The organism is Comamonas testosteroni (assembly GCF_030505195.1).
Taxonomy (GTDB): Bacteria; Pseudomonadota; Gammaproteobacteria; order Burkholderiales; family Burkholderiaceae_C; genus Comamonas; species Comamonas testosteroni_G.
In genome coordinates, this window is sequence record NZ_CP129672.1 from 2,445,561 (window position 1) to 2,470,830 (window position 25,270).

The window sequence follows — 25,270 nt, forward strand, 5'->3', positions numbered from 1 at the left end:
GCACTTTTCATGCGTAGGCAGGGTGATCAGGGCAAACAACTAGGCCGTAGCTGTGGCTGCCATGTTTCACGTGAAACCCCCCTGGCAAGGCATTGTTGCGCCAATGGTGGGAAAATTGCAGGTTCCCCGCAGGGCTGGACATGGCGCGAAAACATGTCCGCCTGCCATGAGAGCCGAGGCATGGTTGCTTCGTGCAGGGGCAAGGGCCGGGCTTGGCCCGGAGCAGAAATATGTTGTACCCACAGGAATTTGACGTGATCGTGGTCGGTGGCGGCCACGCCGGCACCGAGGCTGCGTTGGCCGCTGCGCGCATGGGCAGCAAGACATTGCTGCTGACCCACAATATCGAAACCCTGGGGCAGATGAGCTGCAACCCCAGCATCGGCGGCATCGGCAAGGGTCACCTGGTCAAGGAGGTCGATGCCCTGGGCGGTGCCATGGCTCTGGCGACCGACAAGGGCGGCATCCAGTTCCGCATTCTGAACAGCTCCAAGGGACCGGCCGTGCGTGCCACGCGCGCCCAGGCCGACCGCATTCTGTACAAGGCCGCGATTCGCGAGATGCTGGAAAACCAGCCCAATCTCTGGCTTTTCCAGCAGGCCGTGGATGATCTGATGGTGGAGGGCGACCGCGTGGTCGGTGCCGTCACCCAGGTGGGTCTCAAGTTCCGCAGCCGCACCGTGGTGCTGACCGCGGGGACCTTCCTCGACGGCAAGATCCACGTGGGCCTGAACAACTATGCCGCAGGCCGTGCGGGCGATCCTCCGGCCGTGAGCCTGTCGGCGCGCCTGAAGGAGCTCAAGCTGCCGCAGGGCCGTCTGAAGACCGGCACGCCCCCGCGCATCGACGGCCGCAGCATCGATTTCAGCCAGTGCGAGGAGCAACCCGGCGATGGCATGCCAGGCGGCGTGAACGAAGGGGAAGTGCCCGTGTTCAGCTTCATGGGCAACCGTGCCATGCATCCCCGCCAGATGCCTTGCTGGATCACGCACACGAATGCGCGCACGCACGAGATCATCCGCAGCGGCTTTGACCGCAGTCCCATGTTCACCGGCAAGATCGAGGGCGTGGGTCCGCGTTACTGCCCCAGCGTGGAGGACAAGATCAACCGCTTCGCGGACAAGGAAAGCCATCAGATCTTTCTGGAGCCCGAAGGCCTGACCACGCACGAGTTCTACCCCAACGGCATCTCCACCAGCCTGCCCTTCGACATTCAGTACGAACTGGTGCGCAGCATGAAGGGGCTGGAGAACGCCCATATCCTGCGCCCCGGCTATGCCATCGAGTACGACTACTTCGATCCGCGCTCGCTCAAGAGCAGCTTCGAGACCAAGCAGATCCAGGGTCTGTTCTTTGCGGGCCAGATCAATGGCACGACCGGCTATGAAGAGGCTGCCGCCCAGGGTCTGTTCGCGGGCCTGAACGCAGCGCTGCAGTGCCGTGGCGAAGGCCCCTGGATGCCGCGTCGCGACGAGGCCTATCTGGGCGTGCTGGTCGACGATCTGATCACCAAGGGGGTGACCGAGCCCTATCGCATGTTCACCAGCCGCGCCGAGTTCCGCCTGCAGCTGCGCGAAGACAATGCCGATATGCGCCTGACCGAAGCGGGCCGCCAGATGGGGCTGGTCGACGATGCGCGCTGGGATTCCTTCAGCCGCAAGCGCGATGCTGTTTCACGTGAAACAGAGCGCCTCAAATCCACCTGGGTGAACCCTCGTGTGGTGGCTGCGCAAGAGTCCGAGCGCGTGCTGGGCAAGGCCATGGAGCGCGAATACAACCTGTTCGACCTGCTGCGTCGCCCCGGTGTGGACTACGACAAGCTCATGGGCATGAACCAGGGCAAATACGCCAGTGCCGATGTGCAGCCCGAGGCTCTGGGTGAACTCAGCGCTTCAGTGATCGAGCAGGTGGAGATTGCCGCCAAGTACTCTGGCTATATCGACCGCCAGAAGGATGAGGTGGAGCGAGCCGCGCATTTCGAGCGCCTGCGTCTGCCGCTGGACTTCGACTATATGCAGGTGGCGGCGCTGTCCTTCGAGGTGCGCCAGAAGCTGCAAAAGCACAGGCCCGAAACCCTGGGTCAGGCCTCGCGCATTTCGGGAGTGACGCCGGCAGCCATCTCGCTGCTCATGGTGCATCTGAAAAAAGGCGGCTTCAAGGGCTTTGCCACTCAGAACGAAGAGGCTTCCGCATGAGCCAGGTTTTGCGTACCCAGCTGGAGCAGGGCGTTCAGGCACTGAAGCTGGAACTGGCCCCGGCCCAGATCGATCTGCTGATGTCCTTCATGGATCTGCTGCAGAAATGGAACAAGGTCTACAACCTGACGTCGGTGCGTGATCCCCAGGAGATGCTGACGCATCACCTGCTCGACAGCCTGGCCGCCGTGCCCGCCTTGCTGCGGCATGTGAACCAACTGCCGGTGCAACAGGGCAAGCGCCTGCCGCTGCTGGACGTGGGCTCCGGCGGTGGTTTGCCCGGTGTGGTGTTTGCCATCTGCTGCCCGCAGATCGATGTGAACTGCGTGGATACCGTGGGCAAGAAGGCCGCTTTCATCCAGCAGGTGGCGGCATCCTTGCGCCTGCCCAATCTGCGCGGCATTCATGACCGGGTGGAAAACCTCAAGACCCGCTATCCGGTCATCAGCTGCCGTGCCTTTGCATCTTTGGTGGACTTCACCACCTGGTCGCGCAAGGCTCTGGCCGAGGGCGGCATCTGGTTTGCCATGAAGGGCAAGCACCCCGATGAGGAAATTGCTGCGCTGCCTGCCGATGTGAATGTGTTTCACGTGGAACCATTGGCCGTGCCCGGCCTGGATGCCGAGCGCTGCGTGATCTGGTTGAAGCTGGCTTCTTGAGCGGTAAGGCTTGGTCGAGGCACTTTGTTTCCAAGGGGAACAAAGTGCCTTTTTACATACTGTGTCAGGCAACATCTGCGCAATGCAGATGCGCCGGTCATGGCCCTCGCATAAACTTGCTGTTTTCCATCGCGCAGGGTTTGAATGTTTGGCATCTCTGATTACGGCGCTTTTGCAGCTGCCGTTACTGTTTTCTTGCTGATCCCTGGACCAGGCAATCTGGCCTTGATTACCTCCACGGGCAAGGGCGGATGGAGAGCGGGCCTTGCATGCTGCCTGGGGGTGATGGCTGCCGACCAGGTACTGATGTGGCTGGCCGTGGCGGGTGTGGCGGCGGTGCTGGCCGCCTACCCGGCGGCCTTCCATGCCGTGCAATGGGTGGGGGCGGCCTATCTGGCCTGGCTGGGCTACAAGCTGCTCACGACCAGGCCCGGCGATGCGCCGGCCATTGAAATCCAGCCGCGCCAGTATTTCCGCCAGGGTGCTTTGATCACCCTGATGAACCCCAAGGCCATTGTGTTCTACATGGCGTTCTTTCCCATGTTCGTGGACCCGGCCCGGCATCAGGGCGCCATCACCTTTGGCGTGATGGCTGCCACGGTGGCGGCAATTACCTTTATCTACAGCTTCATCGTGGTGACGCTGACCACGGTGCTGGCCGAGCGCTTGCGTGCCAATCCGGCCGTGGTGAAGTGGCTGGAAAAAACAGCCGGTGTGTTTCTGATCGGTTTTGGCCTCAAGCTGGCCGCCAACTAAAAGAGAAGTTCAATGGCCAAAATTTTCTGCGTTGCCAATCAAAAGGGTGGAGTGGGCAAGACCACGACCACGGTCAATCTTGCCGCCGGTCTGGCCAAGGTCGGCCAGCGTGTGTTGCTGATCGACCTGGACCCCCAGGGCAATGCCACCATGGGCTCCGGCGTGGACAAGCGTGCGCTGGAGTTGACCGTCTACGACGTGCTGCTGGAAAACGCCAGCGTCAAGGAAGTGGCCCAGAAGTCCGAGCAGGTCGGCTATGACGTGCTGGGTGCCAACCGCGAGCTGTCGGGTGCCGAGATCGAGCTGGTTTCGCTGGAGCGCCGCAACGAGCGTCTCAAGACCGCTCTGCAGGCCGTGGCCGCCGACTACGACTTTGTGCTGATCGACTGCCCGCCTTCGCTGTCCATGCTGACCTTGAACGGTCTGTGCTCGGCGCATGGCGTGATCGTGCCCATGCAGTGCGAGTACTTTGCACTGGAAGGCCTGACCGATCTGGTCAACACCATCAAGCAGGTGCATGCCAATATGAATCCCGAGCTGCAGATCATCGGTCTGCTGCGCGTGATGTTCGATCCGCGCACCACGCTGCAGCAGCAGGTCAGTGACCAGCTCAAGGAGCATTTCGGCGACAAGGTGTTCGATACCGTGATTCCGCGCAATGTGCGCCTGGCCGAAGCCCCCAGCTACGGCCTGCCGGGCGTGGTGTTCGACGCCTCGGCCAAGGGCAGCAAGGCCTTTGTCGAGTTCGCCGAAGAGATGGTGCGCCGCATCAAGAAAATGTGAGTGTTTCACGTGAAACAGCTCCCCGTCTTCTCTCTAGCCTATCGCCAACGGTCATGACCTCTGAAGCACTGAACCCGCAGCATGTCTGGCTGCTGCCCGGCTGGCAGAACTCCGACCCCGGCCACTGGCAAAGTCTGTGGCAGGAGCGGTACGGCTACCAGCGACTGGAGCAGCACAGCTGGCAGCATCCGCTGCGTGGTGACTGGAGCATCCGCCTGCAGGAAACCGTGCTTGACGCTCCGGCTCCCGTCACCCTGGTGGCGCACAGCCTGGGCTGCGTGCTGGTGGCCTGGTGGGCGGCGCATTCTCAAGTAGCCAGGAGCAAGGTGCGCGGTGCGTTGCTGGTGGCGCCGGGCGACACCGAGCAGGAGAGTCTGCGCGGCGTCTTGCCGGGCTGGTCGCCCGTGCTGCTGCAAACGCTGCCCTTCCCGTCGATACTGGTGGGCAGCGAAAACGACCCGAACTGCTCTGTAGTACGCGCCCAGGCCATGGCTGAGGGCTGGGGCAGCCGCTTCGTGAATGCGGGTGCCGCAGGCCATATCAACACGGCCAGCGGACTGGGACTGTGGGAAGCCGGGCATGAGCTGTTGCTCTCCCTTTAAAGAAAGAATTCAGCAATGGTGACTAAGAAACCCAAGGGCCTGGGACGTGGTCTGGAAGCCCTGCTGGGCCCCAAGGTCAGTGAAGCAGAGCAGGCCGCTGCGAGCGGGTCTCAGGTCAATCTGCCGAGCACGCTGGCACTCAATGTGATGGTGGCCGGCCAGTACCAGCCGCGCACCCGCATGGACGAAGGCGCCTTGTACGAGTTGGCCGAGAGCATCAAGGCCCAGGGCATCATGCAGCCGATCCTGGTGCGCCAGCTCTCCAGGGGCGACAACGCCGGCAAGTACGAAATCATTGCCGGCGAGCGGCGCTTCCGTGCCGCGCATATCGCGGGTCTGTCCGAGGTGCCGGTGCTGGTGCGCGAGGTGCCCGACGAGGCGGCGGCGGCCATGGCGCTGATCGAGAACATTCAGCGCGAAGATCTGAACCCGCTGGAAGAGGCGCAGGGTCTGGCCCGCCTGGTCAAGGAGTTCGGCCTGACCCACGAGCAGACCGCGCAGGCCGTGGGCCGCTCGCGCAGCGCTGCCACCAATTTGCTGCGCCTGCTGAATCTGGCCGAGCCCGTGCAGACCATGCTGATGGCCGGCGATATCGACATGGGCCATGCGCGGGCGCTGCTGACGCTGGACCGGGCCACCCAGATCACGGCAGGCAACCAGATCGCGGCCAAGAAGATGTCGGTGCGCGAGGCCGAGTCGCTGGTCAAGAAGATCGGTGCCGAGTTCAATCTGACGCGCCAGAAGGCCAAGAAAGATGGCAAGTCGCGCGACGTGAAACGCATTGAGGAAGAGCTGTCCGACCTGCTCACGGCCGATGTCGAGGTGCGCATCAAGAAGACCGTGCGCCGCCATGGCAAGCAGCAGGAAATGGGCGAGATCGCCATCCAGTTCGGCTCGCTGGACGAGCTCAACGGCCTCATCGAAAAGCTGCGTGGTGAAGCCTGAGTGCCTGACCACGCCAAGGCTGATTCTGCGGCAATGGACGCCGCAGGATTTGCCGGAGTTTGCCGCGCTCAATGCGGACACGCAAGTCATGCGCTACTTCCCAAGCGTGCTGGACAGACAGGCCAGCGATGCCCTGGCCGCCAAGGCCGAGGCGTTGATTGCCGAGCGTGGCTGGGGATTCTGGGTAGCGCAGGATAGAGCCACCGGGCATTTGGCAGGAATGATTGGCTTGCACACTCCCGCAGCAGAGCTACCGTTTTCGCCCTGCGTGGAAGTGGGCTGGCGGCTGGCGCGGCCATACTGGGGCCAAGGGCTGGCGACAGAGGGCGCAAAAGCCGCGCTGGATTTTGCGTGGAATGAGCTGCAACTGGATGAAGTTGTGGCGTTCACGGCGGTGCCGAACAAGCCCTCACAGGCCGTAATGCAGCGCCTGGGAATGCAGCCCGATGCGCAGACATTCATGCACCCTGATCTGCCAGCCGGGCACGCGCTGGCTGAGCACTGTCTCTACCGTATTCGCCGCAGCTGATGCTGCAAAAAAGGGCATCCAGATGGATGCCCTTTTTTGATTCCGGGGCGGTGTTCTAACTGCAATAGCCGGGGTCGATTCGGTCGAGCTTGCGCAGCAGTGCGGGCCAGGCAAACTGGCCGCCCATGCCGCCGGTCTGCACCTTCATGGCATGGGCGATGCCTTGCAGGATCTGCGGGTCGACCTCGGTGAGTTCGGTGCCACCGGACTGGGCCGCGATCTGGATCTGGCAGGCGGACTCGAAGACGTACATGGACAAAAAGGCATCGGCAATCGTGGGGCCGCAGGTCAGCAGGCCGTGGTTGCGCAGCATGAGGAAGTTGGCCTTGCCCATGTCGGCCAGCAGACGCGGCTTCTCGTCCTCGCGAAAGGCCACGCCTTCGTAGACGTGATAGGCCAGGGACCCCAGGACAAAGGTGCTTTGCTGGCTGATGGGCAGCAGGCCGTTCTTCTGGGCTGCCACGGCCACGCCGGCGCGCGTGTGGGTATGGATCACGCATTGCGCGTCGGCGCGTGCCTCATGCACGGCGCTGTGGATGACGAAGCCGGCCGGGTTCACGGGAAAGGGCGAGTCCATGAGCTTGTTGCAACCCAGGTCCACCTTGATCAGCGAGGAGGCGGTGATCTCGTCAAACATCAGCCCGTAGGGGTTGATGAGGAAGTGATGCCCGGGGCCCGGCAGCCGCGCGCTGATGTGGGTGAAGACCAGATCGCTCCAGCCGTACAGTGCCACCAGCCGGTAGCAGGCGGCCAGGTCCACGCGCAGCTGCCATTCCTCGGGGCTGACCAGATGCTGCACGCTGGGGATGTTCAAGGGCTCTTGGCTCACGGGCGACTCTCCTTCATCGTTGATCCGATGAATGTAGACACTCGTGCACCGGCGGTCTGTTGGCTAGGCGACAGAACCCTGCAAACGCGGGCGAGGCCGGTTCGGATCAGGCGCGGTGGCAATACCCGTGGGAGATGTTGGCCCGAGTCTGGAAAATAAAAAAGGAGCTTGCAGCGCAAGCTCCTGTTGATTTTCAGATTGTTTCTGTATTGAAACTGAAGCTGATAAAGCGCAAAAAGCTATCAAAAACGATTACTTGATCTGGCCACGCGACAGGTCCTGGATCATGCGGGCGGCCAGATACAGGCGCGGTGCGATGGTGTTGAGCTGCACATATTCGGCATCGTTGGAATGCGCGCCATGGCCCGACAGGCCGAAGCCCTCGATCACGCCGCCCTTGGCCTTGAGGGCCGCGAAAGCCGCATCCGTGCCGCCGCCCGAGGCCTTGTCCATGACCTTCATGGGCAGCTTCAGCTCCTGCTCATAAATGCCCTGGGCATGGGCCGCCAGCTTGCGCGCCGTGGCATTGGCCTCCAGCGGCGGGCGGCGCACTTCGAACTTCAGCTCCACCTTGCTGGCGGCGAGCAGCTTGTTGCCGATCTTGTCCTGCATGGCTTTTTCCAGCGCCGTGAAGTCGGCCACGCGCAGCGCACGGGCATCGGCCTGGGCCGTGGCTTCGGCGGCAATCACATTGCGGTTGGTGCCGGCCTTGGACACCGTCCAGTTGAGCTTGAGGCCGTCCTGGGGCTGGGACAGATCCTTCATCTGCAGCAGCTGATGCGAGAGCTCGTACAGCGCATTCACGCCGTCTTCGGGCTTGGCGCCCGCATGCGATGCCTTGCCGGTGACCTTGAGGTAGGCGGCGCCGATGCCGCTGGTGGCCAGGCGCAGGCTGCCGTCGTTGCCGCCGCCTTCAAAGCTGAACACGGCGTCCTGCTCGGCCCCCAGGCGGGTGATGGTGCTGCGGGCTCCGGGCGAGCTGATTTCCTCGTCGCCGTTGATCAGCACCGTGAGCGTGCCGTAGTCCTCGATGCCCAGCTTCTTGAGCAGGGGCACGATATGCATGATCAGGGCCACGCCCTGCTTGTCATCGGCAATGCCCAGGCCATAGGCCTTGTCGCCGTCGATGCGAAAGGGCTGCTCCTTGAGCATGCCGGGCAGATAGACGGTGTCCATGTGCGCGATCAGCATGATGCGGCTGCTGCCCTTGCCCTTGAATTCGGCATGCACCATGGGGCCGACTTTCTCGGGCGTGTCATCGAGGCGGTAGATGTCGCTGGGCTCGATCACCTCGACCTTGCCGCCCTGCGCGCGCAGCTTGCCGGCGATGTACTCGGCAATCTTCTTCACGCCCGCCACATCCTTGCTGCCGGACTCGATATGCACCAGATCGCGCAGCGTATCCAGATAGGGCTGCTGCTCCTTTTTCGCATGCTCCAGCCATTCGGCCTGAGGGGCAGCCTGGGCGGAGCCGAAGGCCAGCACCAGGGCCAGGGCGCGCAGCAAAGGGGCAGAGGGCGTGTTCCAACGCATAGAAATTCTCCTTGAGGGGGCGGACCGCTCCCGGATAGGGCCGCGGCAAGACAAGGCGGCGTGATGCACCGCTCAGGCAATTCAGCTTAGCAGCCGTGTTTGCGGCCTCGGCGCTGAGGGACTAGGGATAAATACCAGGACCACTTGATCTCTCGCGCCAACAAAAAAGCCCTGCAGCTTGCGCGCGCAGGGCTTGGTGGGTTGCGCCTGTTGCTCAGGCGGCTGCCAGTGGTGATTTGGTCTTTTTGCTCACACCGTCGCCCACGATGACGGCCGAGACCACCGACAGCACCAGCGCAATCGCCGAGCCATAGAACACTGCGTTGGTCATCTGGTGATCCAGCATGTAGCCGAAGACTGGCGCGGCCAGGCAAAAGCCCAGATCGAGGCCGGAATACACGGTGCCGTAGACACGACCCGTGGCGCCGGGGGGCGCTGCGCGCTTGATCAGCATGTCGCGCGAGGGGCCGGCCAGGCCCGTGCCCAGACCGGCGACAGAAGCCACGACCACCGCCACCATGCCGGGCAGCCAACCCGTGCCGACGACAAACAGCAACAGGCCCGAGCCCAGCATGCAGATGGAGATCACCTTCTCCAGCCGTTGCACGCGGCCGACCAGAAAGCCGCCCACGACCATACCGGCAGCGCCGCACAGCATATAGCCGGTGACGATCAGCGCCGTCACGGAAAGCGGCAGGCCGTACATGGATTGCAGGGCCGGGCTGGCAAAGCTCTGGATGGCGCTGAGCGCGCAGGTGCTCCAGAAGAAGAAGGAAAAGCACAGCCACACCGATGGCAGCTTCATGAAGGCCATGGGGTGTTCCTGAGGTGCGGCCATGGCTGCGGCGGCCGGCTTGGCGCCCGCACCGGCGGATTCGGCGCGATCATCGAGCGCATCGCGGTTGAAGACCATGATGGCCAGCACCACGGCTGCGCACAGGGCTCCGCCCAGGCAGGCCAGACGCCAGGAGCCCGTGGCCGTGGTGATGCCCGCCATGAACAGCGGTGCCAGCGCCCAGCCTAGATTGCCGGACAGGCCATGCACCGAGAACGCATGGCCTATGCGCTGCTGCGACACGCGCTTGTTGAGGATGGTGAAATCCACGGGGTGGAAGGGCGCATTGCCCAGACCCGCAAAGAAGGAGGCCGCCAGCAGCATGCTGTAGCCCTGGGCCGTGCTGGCAATCAGGCCTGCCACCACAAAGCTGCTGAGGGCGGCAAACAGAATCGGACGTGCGCCAAAGCGGTCCACTGCAAAGCCGGCCAGTGCCTGGCCGGTGCCGGAAACAATGAAGAACAGCGAGACCATGACGCTGAGCTCGGCATAGCTGTAGCCGAAGTCCTTGATCAGCCAGGGAAACAATGGCGGCAGCAGCAGATGGAAAAAATGCGACGAGCCATGGGCCAGGCCGATGAGGCTGATGGTGCGCGCGTCACTGCGCAGTGTCTCTGGCGCCTGATTTTGAGGTGTTGTGGAGGCAGGGCGGTTCATATGTCGCATCTTAGGCAGACTGCTCGCGTCTTGTATGCGATAGTCTGCCAATTGCTATCGCAATCCAGCCAAACCATCATGTCCAGCCTCCACGACCCCGAGCCCCTGCGTGCAGGCAAGGCCACCGCCTATGTGGAGACGCTGACACCCCATCTCTACATACCCACGGCACAGCGTCCGGTGCGCGCCAAATGTCGCTGGCTGGAGGCCGACACCCAGGTCAAGCCGCACCGTCATCCCTGGGGGCAACTGGCCATCTCCACCACGGGCACCATACGCCTGACGGTAGCGCAGGGCACCTATATCGTGCCGCCGTCCCGCGCACTGTGGGTGCCGCCCGGCATGGAGCATGCGGTGACCATGGTGGAAAGCGCCGATCTGCGCACGCTGTACTTCTTTCAGACCCATGGGCGTTGCGGCCCCGATGTCAGTCCCGAGCAAGAGGCGGCCTGGCGCCAATGCCGGGTGCTCAATGCGTCGGATCTGCTGCGCGCCGTGGTGCGCGAGCTGCCCACGCTGCCCGATGACAGCCTGCAGCGGTCCGAGCAGGACAGGGCGCGCGAGCACCATTTGAGCCAGCTGCTGCTCGACGAGCTGCGCCGTGCCAGCGCCGTGCAACTGGGCGTGAACCTGCCCCAGGACAAGCGCTTGCGCCTGCTGTGCGAGGCCGTGCTGGCCGACCCGACGCGCAACGAGACACTGGAGGACTGGGCGCGCGATACCGGGGCCAGTCCGCGCACCGTGGCGCGGTTGTTTCGCCAGCAGCTGGAATGCAGTTTTACCCAGTGGCGCCAGCAGGTGGTGCTGGCCCATGCCGTCAGCTTGGCAGCGCGCAACTGGCCGATTCAGCGCATTGCGGCCGAGCTGGACTACAGTCCCAGCGCCTTCAGCGCCATGGTGCGCCGCACGGTGGGCATGCCGCCTGCGCAGTTCTTCGGCATGCACACCAAAGTCATGGCTACCGGCGATTGATTCGATAGCGCTGCAGGTCTTCTCGTCCCGTATCCGGGGGCCTGCGGAAATTATTTGCAGCGCCATGGAATGAAAGCAGCAGGCCTGCGCTCTTTATCACCATGATCTTCTCCGCCGAGTCGCGCTACAACCAGTGGGTGCGCGAGCATTACCGCTTTTTGCTGCGCAGCGCCTGGGCGCTGACGGGCTCGCGTGCCACGGCCGAGGATGTGGTGCAGGATTGCTTCACCAGCGCCTGGCGCTTTCGCCACCAGCTGCGCGACCAGAGCATGGCCAGGGCCTGGCTGTTCCAGATCATGCGCCGTCATGCCTTCAGGCACTTCGATCCTGTGCAATCGCAGACCGAGCCTCTGGATGAAGCCGGCGAGCAGGGCGTAAATCTCCACGATGCGCTCGATGTGCAGCTGGATGTGGTCAAGGCGCTGAGCCGCATTGCCCCGATCCATCGTGAAGTGCTGGTGCTTTACTACTTTGACGACATGCCCACGGCCCAGATGGCCGAGGCGCTGGATATTGCACCGGGCACCGTGCTCTCTCGCCTGGCGCGGGCCCGTGAGGCGCTCAAGACGGCACTGCAGGAGCCTGCGCGTCGTCCCGCAGGGGCCACCACCGAATCTTCCGCAGCTGCCGGCGTGATACCGCTGAGAAAGCGCGCACCATGAAACACCAAGACCGCCCCGAAGACACCGATTTCGACCTGCGTGCCCGTGCCGAGCTGGCGCTGGCTTTCGAGCCCGGCGAGCCGCCGACCCATTTGCTGCGCCACACGCCCTGGTACGCCCGTCGTGGCCTGCATGCGCTGTGTGCAGCCGTGATAGTCGCCAGCGTCGCTGCGGGCAGCGTGCTGAGCCTGCGCCCGTCGCAGCTGGTGCGCTCGGCCATCGAGCATGAGTACTACGAACGCACGCTGCGTGGCCAGTTCATCCCGGAGGCCGAGATTGCCAGGCATATGGACTGGCCTGCCGACCAGAAGCTGCCAGGCTATACCCAGCTCATGCGGCCCTGCGATATCGACGGCAGTCGCGCCTATCACCTGACCACTTTTTTTGAAAAAGGCGGCATCGTCACCGTGCTGGCCTTCGAGCAGCCCCAGCGGATTGCCGATGGGCAGGGCTGGTGGGCCAACAGCTACTGGCAGGTGGTGCGCTCGCGCGAAGGTCGCCCGCTGGTGCTGATCGCACAGAAGAAACAGGCACTGGCCGTGGCTTCACGCGCTCTGGGAGCCCCTGAGAAAGCCGATGGCTGAACCGGATTTTTCACGCTGAGCATTCACCACAATTACCAAGGAGACACCATGCAACAACCCCCATCCCTGCCACGTCGTCGCCTGCTCGCCGGTAGCGCCAGTGCGCTGGCTGCGGCCGGTCTGGCCAGCTTCCAGAGCCAGGCTATGGCACAGGTGGCTGCGCCCGCCGCCAAGCCTCTGCCAGGCTACGCCGGCTTCAAGAATGCCGATGCCGTGATCGTGCACAGCTCCACCACCATCGAGACCAAGCGCAGCGCGTTTGGCACCGGCGTGGTCACGCCCACCAGCCAGCTTTATGTGCGCAACAACCTGCCGACGCCGCCGGAGGCCATCGTGGCCGACCGCGATGCATGGGTGGTGCAGATCGATGGTGTGAAAGAGCCCAGAAAGCTGAGCGTGCGTGAACTCAAGACCATGGGTCTGGAGACCGTGACCATGGTGCTGCAATGCTCTGGCAACGGCCGCGCCTTCTTCCCCTCCAAGCCCAGCGGTACGCAATGGACGGTGGGTGCTGCTGGTTGCGTGGTCTGGAGCGGCGTTCCCGTGCGTGATGTCGTCAAGGCCCTGGGCGGCCTGGCCGAGGGCATGATCTACATGACGGGAACGGGCGGAGAGGTGCTGCCCGCAGGCCTCGATCCCAAGAGCGTGCTGGTGGAGCGCTCCGTGCCCCTGTCGGCCATGGTGGTGGACGCACTGCTGGCCTGGGAGATGAACGGCGAGCCCGTGCCTCTGGCCCATGGCGGCCCGCTGCGTCTGATCCTGCCCGGCTACACCGGCGTGAACAACATCAAGTACATCAAGCAGCTGGCCTTTACCGACAAGGAAAGCGACGCGCACATCATGTCCCACGGCTACCGCATCTCGCCTCCGGGCAGCAAGGGCGATCCCAGCCAGCCTTCGGTGCAGGAGATGAGCGTCAAGTCCTGGATCAACAGCCCCATCCCCGAAGACGGCAACCAGGCTCCTGGCCTGGTGCAGATTCAGGGCGTGGCCTTCGGCGGGACGAACGCCGTCAAGGGGGTGGAGGTATCCATCGACGGCGGCAAGAGCTGGGAGCAGGCTCGTCTGGTCGGCCCCGACATGGGCAAGTACGCCTGGCGCCAGTTCGTGCTCCAGGCCCAGCTGCCCAAGGGCACTTACCAGCTGGCCAGCCGCGCCACCGACGTCAAGGGCAATGTGCAGCCCGAGACGCGCGGTGAAAACCAGAGCGGCTACAACAACACCAGCTGGGCCGACCACGCCGTGACGGTCACCGTGGCCTGAGCGTCGCAATCACTGCCCATGCCCTGTGCCGCAAGAAGGAACGCAGGGTATGGGATCCAACCCCGATGCATCGCATTTCTCCAAGAACAATGATGAAGACAAACCACACCCTCGCCGCCCTGTTGTTGACCGCCTTTGCGGGCACTGCCGCCCATGCCGATCAGGCTGCCCAGATGGCGCGCGGCAAAGAGCTGTTCACCACTGCAGCAGTCCCTGCCTGCGCGGTGTGTCATACCCTCAAGGACGCCGGTACCGAAGGGGCCATAGGCCCGGTGCTGGACGAGTTGCAGCCCGATGCGGCCCGCGTGGCGCGCGCTTTGAAGGACGGCATCGGCTCCATGCCCTCCTTCAAGGCCACAATGAGCGAAGCCGATATCGCTGCCGTTGCTCTGTACGTGAGCAAGGCCAGCGGCGCAGCCAAATAAAGCGCCTCAGCCGCGCTGCGCGCCATCCAGCGGCATGGCGTAGATCCATACCTTGTGGCGGCTGTTGCCTTGCAGGCATGCCGTCGCTTCCACGCCGGGCAGTTGGAAATCCAGGCTCACCAGCCAGCTGCCGGGCTGCATCTCGGTGGCCGCCTTGACAGCGGCGCGGCCCATGCTTTCGGGCCGCTGGAACAGATAGACCAACTGATAGCCGCTCCAGTCGGCCAGCCAGATATCGCCACGCCGCACGCGTGCCCAGGGGCAGCGCAGGGCGCATGCAATCGCCAGTGGCCAGCTCCATTCCAGACCATGGAGGCGGGCCTGCGGCAGCGCGCTGCGCAGCGCGCGCAGGCCGTCGCCCATGCCGCAGCCGGCGTCCAGCACCAGTGCCTGCCCCGGCAACTGCACGACCTCTGCCAGCCCTTTGAGCGCATTGAACGGCGTTGGAAAGACCGGCGCATCACGCCAGGCATTGAGCGGGTAGATCAGCAGCAGCAAGCCCAGAGGCAGCAGCCAGCCCCAGGCGGGCAACTGGCTGGCGCTGAGCACCAGAAACGACAGCGGAAACCCGGCCGCAATGATGAGCCTGCGCCACCAGTTGGGCCCGCAGAGACTGGCCGCCGTGCTGAGGCTGCCGGCGACCAGCAGGGCCAGCCACCAGGGCAGCAGGCGCGCCAGAGCCGCAAAGATCCCCCAGGCGAGCAACCAGACGAGCAATGCAGGCAGAGGCCAGGTCGAGGCAAGCCATTTTTTTGTCATGAGTTTTGAAATGTATCCGTCATACACAGGCTCCAGGACGCCGCAGCGCAGACAAGGCCTTGTCGGGATTTTGCATTTTGTTCGGGATACCCCTCTTTGGTGGGGTATGCGGGTTGTCAACTCGTCGTAAAAATTACTGATTTTTGCTTATGTATACTTTTCGGCTTTCAGCGGCTGAGAATTCAGAGGAGACATCCATGCGCCTGCTTGCCCCCGCCTTGTCATTGGCGGCTCTTGTATTGACAGCATGCGCGGTACAGACACCGCAGGAGCAGTTGGCACCTGCTTCGCCCACCGTGCGCCTGTGCGAAGGCAATAACTGTTCCGAGCTGCCGCGCAATGTCGCGACTTTCCGTGGCGAGCCTGTCAATCCCGAGGCGGAGCGCCGCCTGGCGGCACTGGTGCAAAAAGCCGAAGCCGATCCTCGCGCCGCCTATGACCTGGGGCTGCGCTATCTGCGCGGCGATGGCGTGGAGCGCAACAGCTATCAGGCCATCGAGTGGATGCGCAAGGCCGGCGATGCCGGTAACGGTCAGGCCCAGTTTGCGTTGGGTCGTCTGTATCTGCTGGGCTTTGAGGAAATGGGCCCGGATCCCGCCGAGGCCGAGGCCTGGCTGTCGCGTGCTGCCGCCAAGGGCTTCAAGGAAGCCAAGCGCCTGCTGCCCCAGGCGCAGGCCGCCAAACAGAATGCACATGCACGCTATCAGGCCATCGAGGACGAGCGCAAGTCCTGGAACGGCTGGTATGTGGGCGCGCCCTACTACATGGTGTGGGGTTCGTCGGGTTGGTATTACCGCTGAGGCGCTGTGAGCGCCGCAGCATTTTTTATTTTTTAGAAAGCATCACACTATGTCCAAGAAGACAACGCTGCGTCTGGCAGCCATCGCATCGGCCCTGGCACTGGGCGGCTGCGTGACCCCCGGCGGCGGTACCATCTCCACGGGCACGGCCCCCACGGCTGCCACCGGCGCAGCGGGCGGCGCAACCAGCGTGAATGCGAACCCTACGCTGGAGCGTTGCGATGCCCCTCTGGGCACCCTGGCCGTGGATGACGGTCGCGGCAAGGAGTGGTATGCCAGCTTTGGCGCTGCCACCAAGATCACGACCATCGAGCCCCTGATCCGTCTGGCCGTGCAGCAGTCCAACTGCTTTGTGATCACCTCCGTCGGCAACAACCGTACCGAAAGCAAGATGTCGGCGATCACCGACAAGCAGCGCAACTCCGGTGAATTCCGCGCCGGCTCCAAGCAGCAAAAGGGCCAGCGCGTGGCTGCCGACTACTACATGGAGCCTTCCATCATCATCGACAACGATGCAACCGGTCAGCTGGCTGCGGGCGTGGGCGGTCTGTTCGGCAATGTGGGTACGCTGATCGGCGGCGCCATGCAGAGCAAGGCTTCGGTGGTGACGCTGAGCATGTTCGACATCCGCTCGGGCGTGCAGATCTCCATCTCCGAAGGCAACTCCACAGCCACCAACTTCGGCGCAGCCATGGGCGCGTTCGGCGGTGGCGTGGGTGGTGGTCTGGGCGGCTTCTCGCGCTCACCCGAAGGCAAGGCCACGGTGGCCGCCTTCATGGATGCCTACAACAACATGGTGATCTCGCTGCGCAACTACAAGGCACAGGAAGTCAAGGGCGGCCTGGGTCGCGGCGGTCAGCTCAAGGTCGGCAAGTAAAGCTCCCGATCCGAGAACAGAAAAGGGCCTGCAACTGCAGGCCCTTTTTTTGGTTCATCGAGGAATTTCGTGGAGATAAGCCCGTTCGTTTTGTAATCTGATGGCAACGACACTGACATCGGAGAACAAATCAAATGCTGGACTCGAAGTTATTGCAGGCTCTTGGCGGCTGGGAGGGCTACGTGGTTGAACGTGTGCAGTGGCCCCAGGGCGATAGCCGCACCGTGTCGATTTATCTGAAGCCGCAGGCCAGCGTCATGCATTGCGAGCGCTGCGGTGCGCAGTGCAGCCAAGTCCATGAGACCACGACACGGCACGTGCGCGATCTGGCATTGTTCGAGTACAGAGTGGTGCTGCATGTGCCGCGTCGGCGTCTGTGGTGCGATAGCTGTGGTGGCCCGCACCTGGAGAAACTCAGCTGGCTCGGTCGCTACCAGCGCGTCACAGACCGTCTGGCGCAGGCGTGCAGCCAGTTGCTTCGCAGCAGCAGCATCAAGGCGGTAGCGGCCTTCTTCGATCTGGGCTGGCACACCGTCAAGTCCATCGACAAAGCCTTGCTGCTGGCCAACACTGCGCAGCCGCAATGGGATCAGATCGAGTACCTGGCGATGGACGAGTTTGCGCTGCACAAGGGCCATCGCTACGCCACAGTCGTCGTCGACCCCATCAGCCGGCAGGTGCTGTGGGTGGGGCAAGGGCGCTCACGCGAGACGGCCCGCCAGTTCTTCGAGCAGTTGCCCGCTGGCGTTGCCCAGCGCATTCGCGCAGTTGCTATCGACATGACTACGGCTTACGAGCTGGAGATTAAGGCCCACTGCCCTAACGCCGAGATCGTCTATGACCTGTTCCATGTCGTGGCCAAGTACGGCCGGGAGGTCATCGACCGAGTGCGTGTCGATCAGGCCAACTTGCTGCGCCAACAGCCCTCAGCACGTAAGGTGCTCAAATCCAGCCGCTGGTTGCTGCTGCGCAATCGCAACAAGCTGCAGCCTCAACAAGCAGTGCAACTCAAGGAACTGCTGGCGGCCAATCAACCATTGATGACGGTATACGTCTTGCGCGACGAGCTCAAACAGTTGTGGTTCTACCGTCGTGCGACTTGGGCGCATCGCGCCTGGCGGCACTGGTGTGATCAAGCCCATCAAAGCGGCATTGCCGCACTGAGCACCTTCGCTCAGCGCTTGCAAAGCTACCTGCACGGGATCATCGCCCGATGCAGGCATCCGTTGAACACAAGTGTTGTGGAGGGCATCAACAACACCATCAAGGTCATCAAGCGCCGGGCCTATGGCTACCGCGATCAGGACTACTTCTTTCTGAAGATTCGGGCAGCATTCCCCGGTAATGCGCGATGAACCCTTTTTTTAGGGTTTGCGCGTCTTCAGCAAGCGCCTCAAGCGCTGCTTACTGCAGGGCAAAGATCTTGCCCGGGTTCAGGATGTTCTTGGGGTCCAGAGCCTGCTTGATGGCGCGCATCATCTGCACCGCACCGACGCCAGCTTCCTCCAGCAAAAAGCCCTGCTTGTGGATGCCGATGCCGTGCTCGCCCGTGCAGGTTCCTCCCAGCGCAATCGCGCGTGCCACCAGCGTGTGGTTGAGTTGCTCGGCCTGCTGGCGCTGGGCTTCGTTGTCGGGGTCGATCAGATAGCCAAAGTGGAAGTTGCCGTCGCCCACGTGGCCGACCAGGAAGTAGGGGATGCCGCTGGCATCGGCTTCGGTCACGCACTCCAGCAGCGCATCGGCCAGGCGGCTGATGGGCACACAGGCATCGGTAGTGATGCAGCGGCAGCCGGGCACGCTGGAGACGGCCGCGAAATAGGCATTGTGGCGCGCGGTGAACAAGCGCGTACGGTCTTCGGGGCGCTCGGCCCATTCAAAGGCATTGCCGCCGAATTCATGGGCAATGTCCTGAACCATCTCGGCCTGCTCCTTCACGCCCGTGGGCGAGCCGTGGAACTCCATCAGCAGCATGGGCTCTTCACGCAGGGACAGCTTGCTGTAGGCATTGACCATGCGCACTGAATTCACATCGACCAGTTCCACGCGGGCGATGGGAATGCCCATCTGGATGGTCTGGATCACCGTGTGCACGGCGTTCTCGATACTGGAAAAAGAGCAGATGGCTGCGCTCACCGCTTCGGGCAGCGGATAGATGCGCAGCGTGATCTCGGTGAAGATGCCCAGCGTGCCTTCGCTGCCCACCAGCAGGCGGGTCAGGTCGTAGCCGGCGGCACTCTTCTTGGCACGGTTGCCTGTGCGCACCACTTCGCCGCTGGCCGTCACTACCTCCAGGGCCAGCACGTTCTCGCGCATGGTGCCGTAGCGCACGGCATTGGTGCCGCTGGCGCGGGTCGAGGTCATGCCGCCAATCGAGGCGTCGGCGCCGGGGTCGATGGGAAAGAAGAAGCCGGTGTCCTTGATGGCCTCGTTCAATGCCTTGCGCGTGATGCCGGGTTGCACGGTGATGGTCAGGTCTTCGGTGTTGACCGAGAGCACGCGACTCATGCGGCTGACGTCGATGGTGATGCCGCCTTGCACGGCCAGCAGATGGCCTTCCAGCGACGATCCGGCACCGTAGGCAATCACGGGCACGCTGTACTGCTCGCAGAGCCTGACGGCATCCTGCACGTCCTGGGTGGATTCGGCAAACACCACGGCTGCCGGAGGGGGCGCGGAAATCGCGCCTTCGTCGCGGCCGTGCTGCTCGCGCACGGCCAGCGCCGTGGAGCACTGGCCGCCGAAACGTGTTTGCAGAGCCTGCAGGAATTCTTCGGGGATGGGGCGCTGCACGAAATCGGGCTGCAGCGAGGTATGGGCAACAGGTGCGTTCATCGGGGTCTCCAGAGGAGAAAAAGAATACCACCTGGCCCGATCCGGGCGTGTACGTATTGGGTACTAGGCCATGCCGCTCAAGGTCGCAATCGCCAGGTTGGCGCATGCCCATTGGAGCTGGCAGAGATCGCGGTTTCGGCGTGGCGCAGCCGTCTGCCGCGAGCACATAGATAAGTTGCGCCCTAGCTAATGAGAAATCAGTGTTTAGGGTTTGCTCCTGGCGTGCCTATATTGGCAAGCCTCATGGCGTGCGCTGCAGAGCTCGCTTCAAACCAAAAGCAGTTCGGAGGGCGAAGCTATGCGCGATAGGGGTCGCAGATCATTCATACAGGGGCTGGCCGGGGTGTCGGCGGCAGGCATGCTGGGCGCTGCATGGCATGTGCGTGCGGCGCAGACGCAGGACTGGCCGGCGCGGCCCATCAAACTGGTCGTGACCTTCCCGCCCGGCGGCTCCAGCGATATCGTGGCGCGGGTGCTGGCTCCCGCGCTGGCCGAGAAGCTGGGCCAGAGCGTGGTCATAGACAACAAGCCCGGTGCGGGCTCGTCGATCGGTGCGCAAATCGTGGCGCACAGCGCCAATGACGGCTACACGCTGCTGGTATCCAATTCTGCGGCGCTGTCGATAGCGCCATCGCTGCTGCAAAGCCCTGGCTACGATCCCTTGCGCAGCTTCGAACACTTGGCCTATATCGGCGCCGTGCCCACGGTGTTTGCCGTGCATCCCTCGGTGCCCGCCAACAGCCTGAGCGAGCTGGTGAGCTGGATCAAGGAGCAGCCTGCCCCGATGGCGTTTGGCAGCGGCGGCGCTGCCTCGGTGGGGCATCTGGTGGGCGAGCAGTTTGCGCAGACGCTCAAGCTGTCCATGGAGCATGTGCCTTATCGCGGTGCCGGTCCCATGCGTGCGGATCTGCTCAGCGGCCATATCAAGCTGGCGATCGACGCCTTGCCGCAGAACATCGCGCTGCACAAGCAGGGCCGGCTCAAGCTGCTGGCGCTGACATCGCCACGCCGCGTAGCGCAGGCACCGGCGGTGCCCAGCGTGGCCGAGCTGGGGCTGGCACAGCTGGTCTCCGAAAACTTCGTCGGCATCTCGGCCCCTGCCGGCCTGCCCAGGGCGCTGGCCGAAAGAATCGCCGGCGCGGTGCGGCAGATCAGCGCGCGTCCCGAGTTTGCACAGACGCTGCAAGCCCAGGGATTCGTGACCCGGGACATGGAATCCAAAGCCTTCACCCAGCTGATTGCAGACCAGCATCTGGCCTGGGGCGACATCGCGAAAAAGACAGGCGCAAAACTTTAACCAGCCAGGACAACGATGAGCAGCGACAACCTGTATTCACCCCGCAAGCCGCGCTATGCCGTGGTGCTGTTTGGCCCCGAAGGGCAGGGCAGTTTCAATGAGTCGGGGCTGCGCGGAGCCCACAAGGCAAGAGATGCCGGCCATGAGGTCGATGTGCTGTGGGTGGCCGGCCAGTCGGCGCAGCAGCGCGCCGCCGAAATGTCCGCATTGTGCGGCGGCCGCTATGCGCTGATTCTTGCGCATGGCGGTCAGGGTGACGGTCCGGTGCAGATCCTGGCCGAGCGCTGGCCCGAGCAGGCTTTTGCGGTCACGCAAGGCAGCTGGGCGGCACCCAATGTGGCGCGTTACGAGGTGCTGCAGGAGCAGTCGGCATTCCTCGCCGGCGTGCTGGCCGGCCAGTGGAGCAAGACGGGCAAGGTGGGGCATTTTTCAGGCGAGAAAGTGCCGCCGGGTCTGCGTGGCCGCGCGGCCTATGCGGACGGTCTCAGGCGCGCCGGCTTCGAGGGGCCACTGGTCACCCAGTTCTGCGGTCACCAGCATCGCCCGGGCTGGGCCCGCAGCTGTGTCTCGGCAATGGTCGAGCAGACGGATCTGGACATTGTGTTTGCCATGCTCGATGGCGGCCGCCCCGGCGTGACGCAGGCCTGCCGGGCGCATGGCGTGGCGCAGATCGGCAATGTGCTGAACTGGGTGGAGCGCGACCCCGAGGTGTTTGTGGCGTCGGCGATCTGCGACTCCGGCGAGGCCTTGTTTCGCGCCGTCGAGGACCATGCCCGGGGCCAGTTGCCGCTGGGTGGCTATCGTGCCTTCGGCCTTGAGGAGCCGAGCCTGGTGCGGCTGGAAATGGGGAGCCGGGTGAGTGCTGCGCAGCGCAGCCTGGTCGAAGACTGGGCGCAGCGCCTGCTGCGCCGCGAGTTCGAAATTCACCTGGACTATGCCGGCACCGAGTTTGCCTTGCCGCAGGAGGAAATCAGCGCTGCGGCGTGATCAGGAAAGCGCCGCGACAAGGCTCAGTACTGCTGAGCGCCCTTGTCGAATTCGGCGCGTGACAGCTGGCCGTTGCGGTCGCTGTCGATCTCTTCAAAGCGCTGGGAGATGACCGGCAACTGGCGTGCTTCCTGCGCACTGAGCTGACCGTCGCGATTGGCATCGGCACGCTCGAAGGCGGCCTGCACGCTGTTCTTGGCGGTGGGGGCCTGCTGCACGCCGGTGGCGGAGCCCGACTGCACGATGCGCACAGGCTCCTTGTTGTTGCCGGCGTTGCCGCCGCCGGTCTGCGCAAAAGCCATGCCCCCGCCCAGGGTGAGCGCAGAAAACAGCACCACGCTGACGACTTCGAATGACGAGACCTTGCAGTTCAGCAGATTCTTCTTGTTCATGAATGGCATTCCTTCTCTATGCGATAACAGGAGTGCATTGCACCCTGTGAGGCGGCAAAGGGCCAGCATTTTTGCCTGCTGTTGCCTCAGACTACATTTGCCTGCGGGCTGTAACGCACAATGGCGGCCGTATCTGCGGGCCGCGCCGGCCCCGCAAAATTCGCAGCTTTGACAAGGGATGACCCATGGGCAACCGCCTCACGCAAATCGCCACCCGCACCGGAGATGACGGAACCACCGGCCTGGGAGACAACACCCGCGTTTCCAAGAACAGCGGCCGCCCGCATGCCATGGGCGATGTGGATGAGCTGAACTCGCATATCGGCCTGCTGCTGTGCGAGCCAATGCCCGAGGATGTGCGCGACCTGCTGATCGACATCCAGCACCAGCTGTTCAATCTGGGCGGCGAGCTGTCCATGCCGGGCTACGAGCTGCTCAAGGACGATGCGCTGCTGCAACTCGACAACGCGCTGGCCCACTACAACGCACAGTTGCCGCGTCTTCAGGAGTTCATCCTGCCGGCCGGCACACGCGCTGCTGCGCAGGCCCATGTATGCCGCACCGTGGCGCGCCGTGCAGAGCGCCAGGTGGTGGCGCTGGAGCAGGCCGAGACCATGCGAGCCGCTGCGCGCCAGTATCTGAATCGCCTGTCCGATCTGCTGTTCGTGCTGGCCCGCGTGCTCAACCGCATCGACGGCGGCGACGATGTGTACTGGAAGAGCGAACGTCTGGCCCGCAGTCAGGCCGACGACGCTCAGGCACCAGACGCCTGAAATGCTGAGGTGAAATCAGGAGCATGTAGCGCTTGTCATGCAACGATATCAGCACCAAATGCATCTGATATCAATGAGGGAAAAGTGCTGGCAGCTCATTAATCGATAGCGAGAAGGCTACGACTCGCGCAAATTCGGATTGGGCATGATATTTGGTCAATAGACATGCCCGTTGTGCATCCTTGTCTGCGTAAGTCCTAAAGACAATCGATTCCGGGCGATCAGCGCGCCATTGCCTGCTTGTAGATGCTTTGCTTGGGGCTGGCCATCAGGCGGCGCAGCATGGGCTCGAATTCACTCAGGGGCAAGGTCTCGGCCCGGGGATCGAAAGCCGGGTTGTCATAGAGCTCGCAGAACTCGGCCGTGCGCTGGTAGTGCGGGTGCTCGCGGAACTGCTCGCGCATATCCCGGTCCAGGCCGATGTGATGAAAGAAATAGTGGCCCTGGAAGATGCCGTGATGCTGGACCATCCAGTGGTTGGCCTCGCTCACAAAGGGCTGGAGAACTGCGGCGGCAATGTCGGGGTGGTTGAAGGACCCCAGGGTATCGCCAATGTCGTGCAGCAGCGCGCACACCACATACTCCTCGTCGCGGCCGTCGCGCAGCGCGCGTGTGGCGGTTTGCAGGGAGTGGGTATAGCGGTCCACCGGAAAGCCGCCATAGTCGCCCTCCAGCAGCTTCAGATGGGCCATCACCCTATCGGGCAGACCGCTGGTGAAGTGTGCAAATTCACCGCCGATCAACTGCCAGTCTTCACGCGTGCTGTCTTGCATGCGCAGAAATTTCGCCCGTGCATTCATGCCATGTCTTTCGTGGGTTATGGTGTGTTGCACTGTAGGGCGCTGGCGGGAGCTGGGCTGTCAAGGGCATGACATGCAGCCGCAGCGCGGATGCGCGAATCCTGTCTGCCGTCCACAGGGTTCGCGAGGGCTTGAGGCGTCAGTAGGTTTCCAGATGCAGACGTCCTTCGCGCTTGAGTCTTGCGCCCAGCTCCTCCCAGCCCAGGCCTGCTTGCTGGGCCACGTCGCGCAAGGCCAGCACGACGCCGTCCTCCATGCTTTTGAGACCGCAGACATAGATATGCGTGTTGTCGTCGCGCAGCAGCTCCATGAGATCGGCCGAGCGCTCGCGCATGGCGTCCTGCACATAGCGCCTGGGCTGTCCGGCCACGCGCGAGAAGGCGAAGTTGATGTCGATGAAATCCTTGGGCAGGTTTTGCAGGGGGCCGAAATAGGGCAGCTCCTGAGGTGTGCGCGCACCGAAGAACAGCAGCAGTTTGCCGCTGTCGAACTTGCCGCTCTTGCGCAGGCGGCGGCGCCATTCCGTCATCGCGCGCATGGGCGCGCTGCCCGTGCCGGTACAGATCATCACGATGTGCGAGCGCGGGTGGTTGGGCATGAGAAAGCTGCTGCCGAACGGGCCTATGACCTGCACCTTGTCACCCACCTGCAGATCGCAGAGATAGTTGCTGGCCACGCCGCGCACGGGCTGACCCTGGTGATCCTCGACCACGCGCTTCACGGTCAAGGCCAGATTGTTGTAGCCGGGGCGCTCGCCGTTGCGGGCGCTGGCAATCGAGTACTGGCGCGCCACATGGGGCTTGCCGCCGGCGTCCACACCCGGTGGAACAATGCCCAGCGACTGGCCTTCGAGCACCGGGAAAGGCATGGCGCCGAAGTCCAGCACGATATGGTGGGTCTCGTTGTCGAAGCCGGCTTCCGTGCAGTTCAGATTGCCCACCACCGTGGCCGTCACCGCAGTCTTGGGACCATGCAGATTGGTGTAGGCATGGGCGGCAGACCAGGGCGGCGTGGTGGCGCCATAGCTGGCTGCGCGAAAGACTTGCGCAGCGCCGCCTTCGGCCAGGCTCGCCGCGGCCGCGATCACGGCCTGGGCCTGGCTCAGATCCTGCACATCGCCGGCATTCTCGGCCGTCTGCGCGGCAGTCAGCACATCGGCGCAAAGCTCTTCGGGCAGGCTCTCCCAGCCCAACTGTTCGGCCACGCTGTAGGGCTTGCTGGCCGGCACCAGACGCCAGTTGTCGATGGAGCCGGTAGGGCAGGGCGAAATGCAGTCCATGCAGCCGTTGCACTTGTCCGCCATGACCACGTAGTTGTTGTCGTCATGCGTGATGGCATCCACGGGGCAGGTCGCCTCGCAGGTGTTGCAGCGGATGCAGATTTCCGGGTCGATCAGATGCTGCTTCAGGATGCCGTTTTCAATCAGCGTGATGGTGCTCATTTTGTTCTCCAAACCAGGGCAACCCAACTCAGTGACATCGAGCAAGGGCCGCCCTGCCGCGAGGATGTCGTCCCCCTCGGGGG

26 protein-coding genes are annotated in these 25,270 nt (G+C 63.4%); 18 read left to right on the forward strand and 8 right to left on the reverse strand.

The window, feature by feature from the left end; translation table 11 throughout:
- Window positions 1–230 precede the first annotated feature (230 nt).
- The 7 genes from mnmG (at window position 231) to QYQ99_RS11160 (ending at window position 6,469) form a co-directional block, all read left to right on the forward strand.
- Window positions 231–2,195, forward strand: coding sequence for a tRNA uridine-5-carboxymethylaminomethyl(34) synthesis enzyme MnmG (gene mnmG, locus QYQ99_RS11130; RefSeq protein ID WP_302092682.1), 1,965 nt, complete (start codon window positions 231–233; stop codon window positions 2,193–2,195).
- A complete protein-coding gene (gene rsmG, locus QYQ99_RS11135; protein WP_302092683.1) occupies window positions 2,192–2,854 on the forward strand; it encodes a 16S rRNA (guanine(527)-N(7))-methyltransferase RsmG in 663 nt (220 codons plus the stop codon). The genes mnmG and rsmG overlap by 4 nt, the downstream gene beginning before the upstream one ends.
- 144 nt (window positions 2,855–2,998) lie before the next feature.
- On the forward strand, window positions 2,999–3,610 hold the full coding sequence (locus QYQ99_RS11140; protein WP_302092684.1) for a LysE family translocator: 612 nt from the start codon (window positions 2,999–3,001) through the stop codon (window positions 3,608–3,610).
- 12 nt (window positions 3,611–3,622) lie between these two features.
- Window positions 3,623–4,393 carry a ParA family protein gene (locus tag QYQ99_RS11145; protein ID WP_302092685.1) on the forward strand — a complete coding sequence of 257 codons (771 nt, stop codon included), beginning with the start codon at window positions 3,623–3,625 and terminating at the stop codon, window positions 4,391–4,393.
- Window positions 4,394–4,446: 53 nt separating this feature from the next.
- Window positions 4,447–4,995, forward strand: a complete 549-nt coding sequence (locus QYQ99_RS11150) for an RBBP9/YdeN family alpha/beta hydrolase (RefSeq protein WP_302092686.1) — start codon at window positions 4,447–4,449, stop codon at window positions 4,993–4,995.
- Window positions 4,996–5,010: 15 nt separating this feature from the next.
- The gene (locus tag QYQ99_RS11155) at window positions 5,011–5,940 is read left to right on the forward strand and encodes a ParB/RepB/Spo0J family partition protein (RefSeq protein WP_302092687.1); all 930 of its coding nucleotides are present in this window, start codon (window positions 5,011–5,013) and stop codon (window positions 5,938–5,940) included.
- Window positions 5,927–6,469, forward strand: a complete 543-nt coding sequence (locus tag QYQ99_RS11160) for a GNAT family N-acetyltransferase (RefSeq protein ID WP_302092688.1) — start codon at window positions 5,927–5,929, stop codon at window positions 6,467–6,469. The genes QYQ99_RS11155 and QYQ99_RS11160 overlap by 14 nt, the downstream gene beginning before the upstream one ends.
- A gap of 55 nt (window positions 6,470–6,524) precedes the next feature.
- On the opposite strand, the gene QYQ99_RS11165 is transcribed toward QYQ99_RS11160, so the two are convergent.
- From QYQ99_RS11165 to QYQ99_RS11175, 3 genes are all read right to left on the reverse strand, one after another.
- Window positions 6,525–7,298 (reverse strand): class II aldolase/adducin family protein, encoded by a 774-nt coding sequence (locus tag QYQ99_RS11165; RefSeq protein ID WP_302092689.1) that lies wholly within the window; start codon window positions 7,296–7,298, stop codon window positions 6,525–6,527.
- 252 nt (window positions 7,299–7,550) lie between these two features.
- Complete coding sequence (locus QYQ99_RS11170; protein ID WP_302092690.1) at window positions 7,551–8,831, reverse strand: M20/M25/M40 family metallo-hydrolase; 1,281 nt, start codon at window positions 8,829–8,831, stop codon at window positions 7,551–7,553.
- A 214-nt stretch (window positions 8,832–9,045) separates the two neighbouring features.
- Complete coding sequence (locus QYQ99_RS11175) at window positions 9,046–10,323, reverse strand: MFS transporter (RefSeq protein WP_302092691.1); 1,278 nt, start codon at window positions 10,321–10,323, stop codon at window positions 9,046–9,048.
- A gap of 78 nt (window positions 10,324–10,401) precedes the next feature.
- Here QYQ99_RS11175 and QYQ99_RS11180 point away from each other — a divergent pair, with 78 nt between their 5' ends.
- The 5 genes from QYQ99_RS11180 (at window position 10,402) to QYQ99_RS11200 (ending at window position 14,229) form a co-directional block, all read left to right on the forward strand.
- A complete protein-coding gene (locus tag QYQ99_RS11180; protein ID WP_302092692.1) occupies window positions 10,402–11,295 on the forward strand; it encodes an AraC family transcriptional regulator in 894 nt (297 codons plus the stop codon).
- A gap of 101 nt (window positions 11,296–11,396) precedes the next feature.
- Complete coding sequence (locus QYQ99_RS11185) at window positions 11,397–11,957, forward strand: RNA polymerase sigma factor (protein WP_302092693.1); 561 nt, start codon at window positions 11,397–11,399, stop codon at window positions 11,955–11,957.
- Window positions 11,954–12,541 (forward strand): hypothetical protein, encoded by a 588-nt coding sequence (locus QYQ99_RS11190; protein WP_302092694.1) that lies wholly within the window; start codon window positions 11,954–11,956, stop codon window positions 12,539–12,541. The genes QYQ99_RS11185 and QYQ99_RS11190 overlap by 4 nt, the downstream gene beginning before the upstream one ends.
- A gap of 48 nt (window positions 12,542–12,589) precedes the next feature.
- A complete protein-coding gene (locus QYQ99_RS11195; protein WP_302092695.1) occupies window positions 12,590–13,804 on the forward strand; it encodes a sulfite oxidase in 1,215 nt (404 codons plus the stop codon).
- An 89-nt stretch (window positions 13,805–13,893) separates the two neighbouring features.
- Window positions 13,894–14,229 carry a c-type cytochrome gene (locus tag QYQ99_RS11200; RefSeq protein WP_301444446.1) on the forward strand — a complete coding sequence of 112 codons (336 nt, stop codon included), beginning with the start codon at window positions 13,894–13,896 and terminating at the stop codon, window positions 14,227–14,229.
- Window positions 14,230–14,235: 6 nt separating this feature from the next.
- Here the strand turns inward: QYQ99_RS11200 and QYQ99_RS11205 are convergent, their stop codons facing one another.
- Window positions 14,236–14,988 carry a class I SAM-dependent methyltransferase gene (locus QYQ99_RS11205; protein ID WP_302092696.1) on the reverse strand — a complete coding sequence of 251 codons (753 nt, stop codon included), beginning with the start codon at window positions 14,986–14,988 and terminating at the stop codon, window positions 14,236–14,238.
- 197 nt (window positions 14,989–15,185) lie between these two features.
- Between QYQ99_RS11205 and QYQ99_RS11210 the strand changes: the two genes are divergently transcribed.
- From QYQ99_RS11210 to QYQ99_RS11220, 3 genes are all read left to right on the forward strand, one after another.
- On the forward strand, window positions 15,186–15,788 hold the full coding sequence (locus QYQ99_RS11210; RefSeq protein ID WP_302092697.1) for a tetratricopeptide repeat protein: 603 nt from the start codon (window positions 15,186–15,188) through the stop codon (window positions 15,786–15,788).
- A gap of 49 nt (window positions 15,789–15,837) precedes the next feature.
- Window positions 15,838–16,665, forward strand: a complete 828-nt coding sequence (locus QYQ99_RS11215; RefSeq protein WP_302092698.1) for a hypothetical protein — start codon at window positions 15,838–15,840, stop codon at window positions 16,663–16,665.
- A gap of 134 nt (window positions 16,666–16,799) precedes the next feature.
- Entirely contained in the window at window positions 16,800–18,020 is a 1,221-nt protein-coding gene (locus QYQ99_RS11220; protein ID WP_302092699.1) for an ISL3 family transposase, read from the forward strand.
- 49 nt (window positions 18,021–18,069) lie between these two features.
- Here QYQ99_RS11220 and QYQ99_RS11225 read toward each other — a convergent pair whose 3' ends face one another.
- Entirely contained in the window at window positions 18,070–19,497 is a 1,428-nt protein-coding gene (locus tag QYQ99_RS11225) for an FAD-binding oxidoreductase (protein WP_302092700.1), read from the reverse strand.
- A gap of 298 nt (window positions 19,498–19,795) precedes the next feature.
- Between QYQ99_RS11225 and QYQ99_RS11230 the strand changes: the two genes are divergently transcribed.
- On the forward strand, window positions 19,796–20,794 hold the full coding sequence (locus tag QYQ99_RS11230) for a Bug family tripartite tricarboxylate transporter substrate binding protein (RefSeq protein ID WP_302092701.1): 999 nt from the start codon (window positions 19,796–19,798) through the stop codon (window positions 20,792–20,794).
- A gap of 15 nt (window positions 20,795–20,809) precedes the next feature.
- The gene (locus QYQ99_RS11235) at window positions 20,810–21,781 is read left to right on the forward strand and encodes a BMP family lipoprotein (RefSeq protein WP_302092702.1); all 972 of its coding nucleotides are present in this window, start codon (window positions 20,810–20,812) and stop codon (window positions 21,779–21,781) included.
- A 23-nt stretch (window positions 21,782–21,804) separates the two neighbouring features.
- Here the strand turns inward: QYQ99_RS11235 and QYQ99_RS11240 are convergent, their stop codons facing one another.
- The gene (locus QYQ99_RS11240) at window positions 21,805–22,173 is read right to left on the reverse strand and encodes an EF-hand domain-containing protein (protein WP_302092703.1); all 369 of its coding nucleotides are present in this window, start codon (window positions 22,171–22,173) and stop codon (window positions 21,805–21,807) included.
- Window positions 22,174–22,358: 185 nt separating this feature from the next.
- Between QYQ99_RS11240 and QYQ99_RS11245 the strand changes: the two genes are divergently transcribed.
- Complete coding sequence (locus QYQ99_RS11245) at window positions 22,359–22,946, forward strand: cob(I)yrinic acid a,c-diamide adenosyltransferase (RefSeq protein WP_302092704.1); 588 nt, start codon at window positions 22,359–22,361, stop codon at window positions 22,944–22,946.
- Between the two features lie 221 nt (window positions 22,947–23,167).
- Here the strand turns inward: QYQ99_RS11245 and QYQ99_RS11250 are convergent, their stop codons facing one another.
- Both QYQ99_RS11250 and boxA read right to left on the reverse strand, forming a co-directional pair.
- Complete coding sequence (locus QYQ99_RS11250) at window positions 23,168–23,746, reverse strand: HD domain-containing protein (protein ID WP_302092705.1); 579 nt, start codon at window positions 23,744–23,746, stop codon at window positions 23,168–23,170.
- A gap of 139 nt (window positions 23,747–23,885) precedes the next feature.
- On the reverse strand, window positions 23,886–25,187 hold the full coding sequence (gene boxA, locus QYQ99_RS11255) for a benzoyl-CoA 2,3-epoxidase subunit BoxA (protein ID WP_302092706.1): 1,302 nt from the start codon (window positions 25,185–25,187) through the stop codon (window positions 23,886–23,888).
- Window positions 25,188–25,270 lie beyond the last annotated feature (83 nt).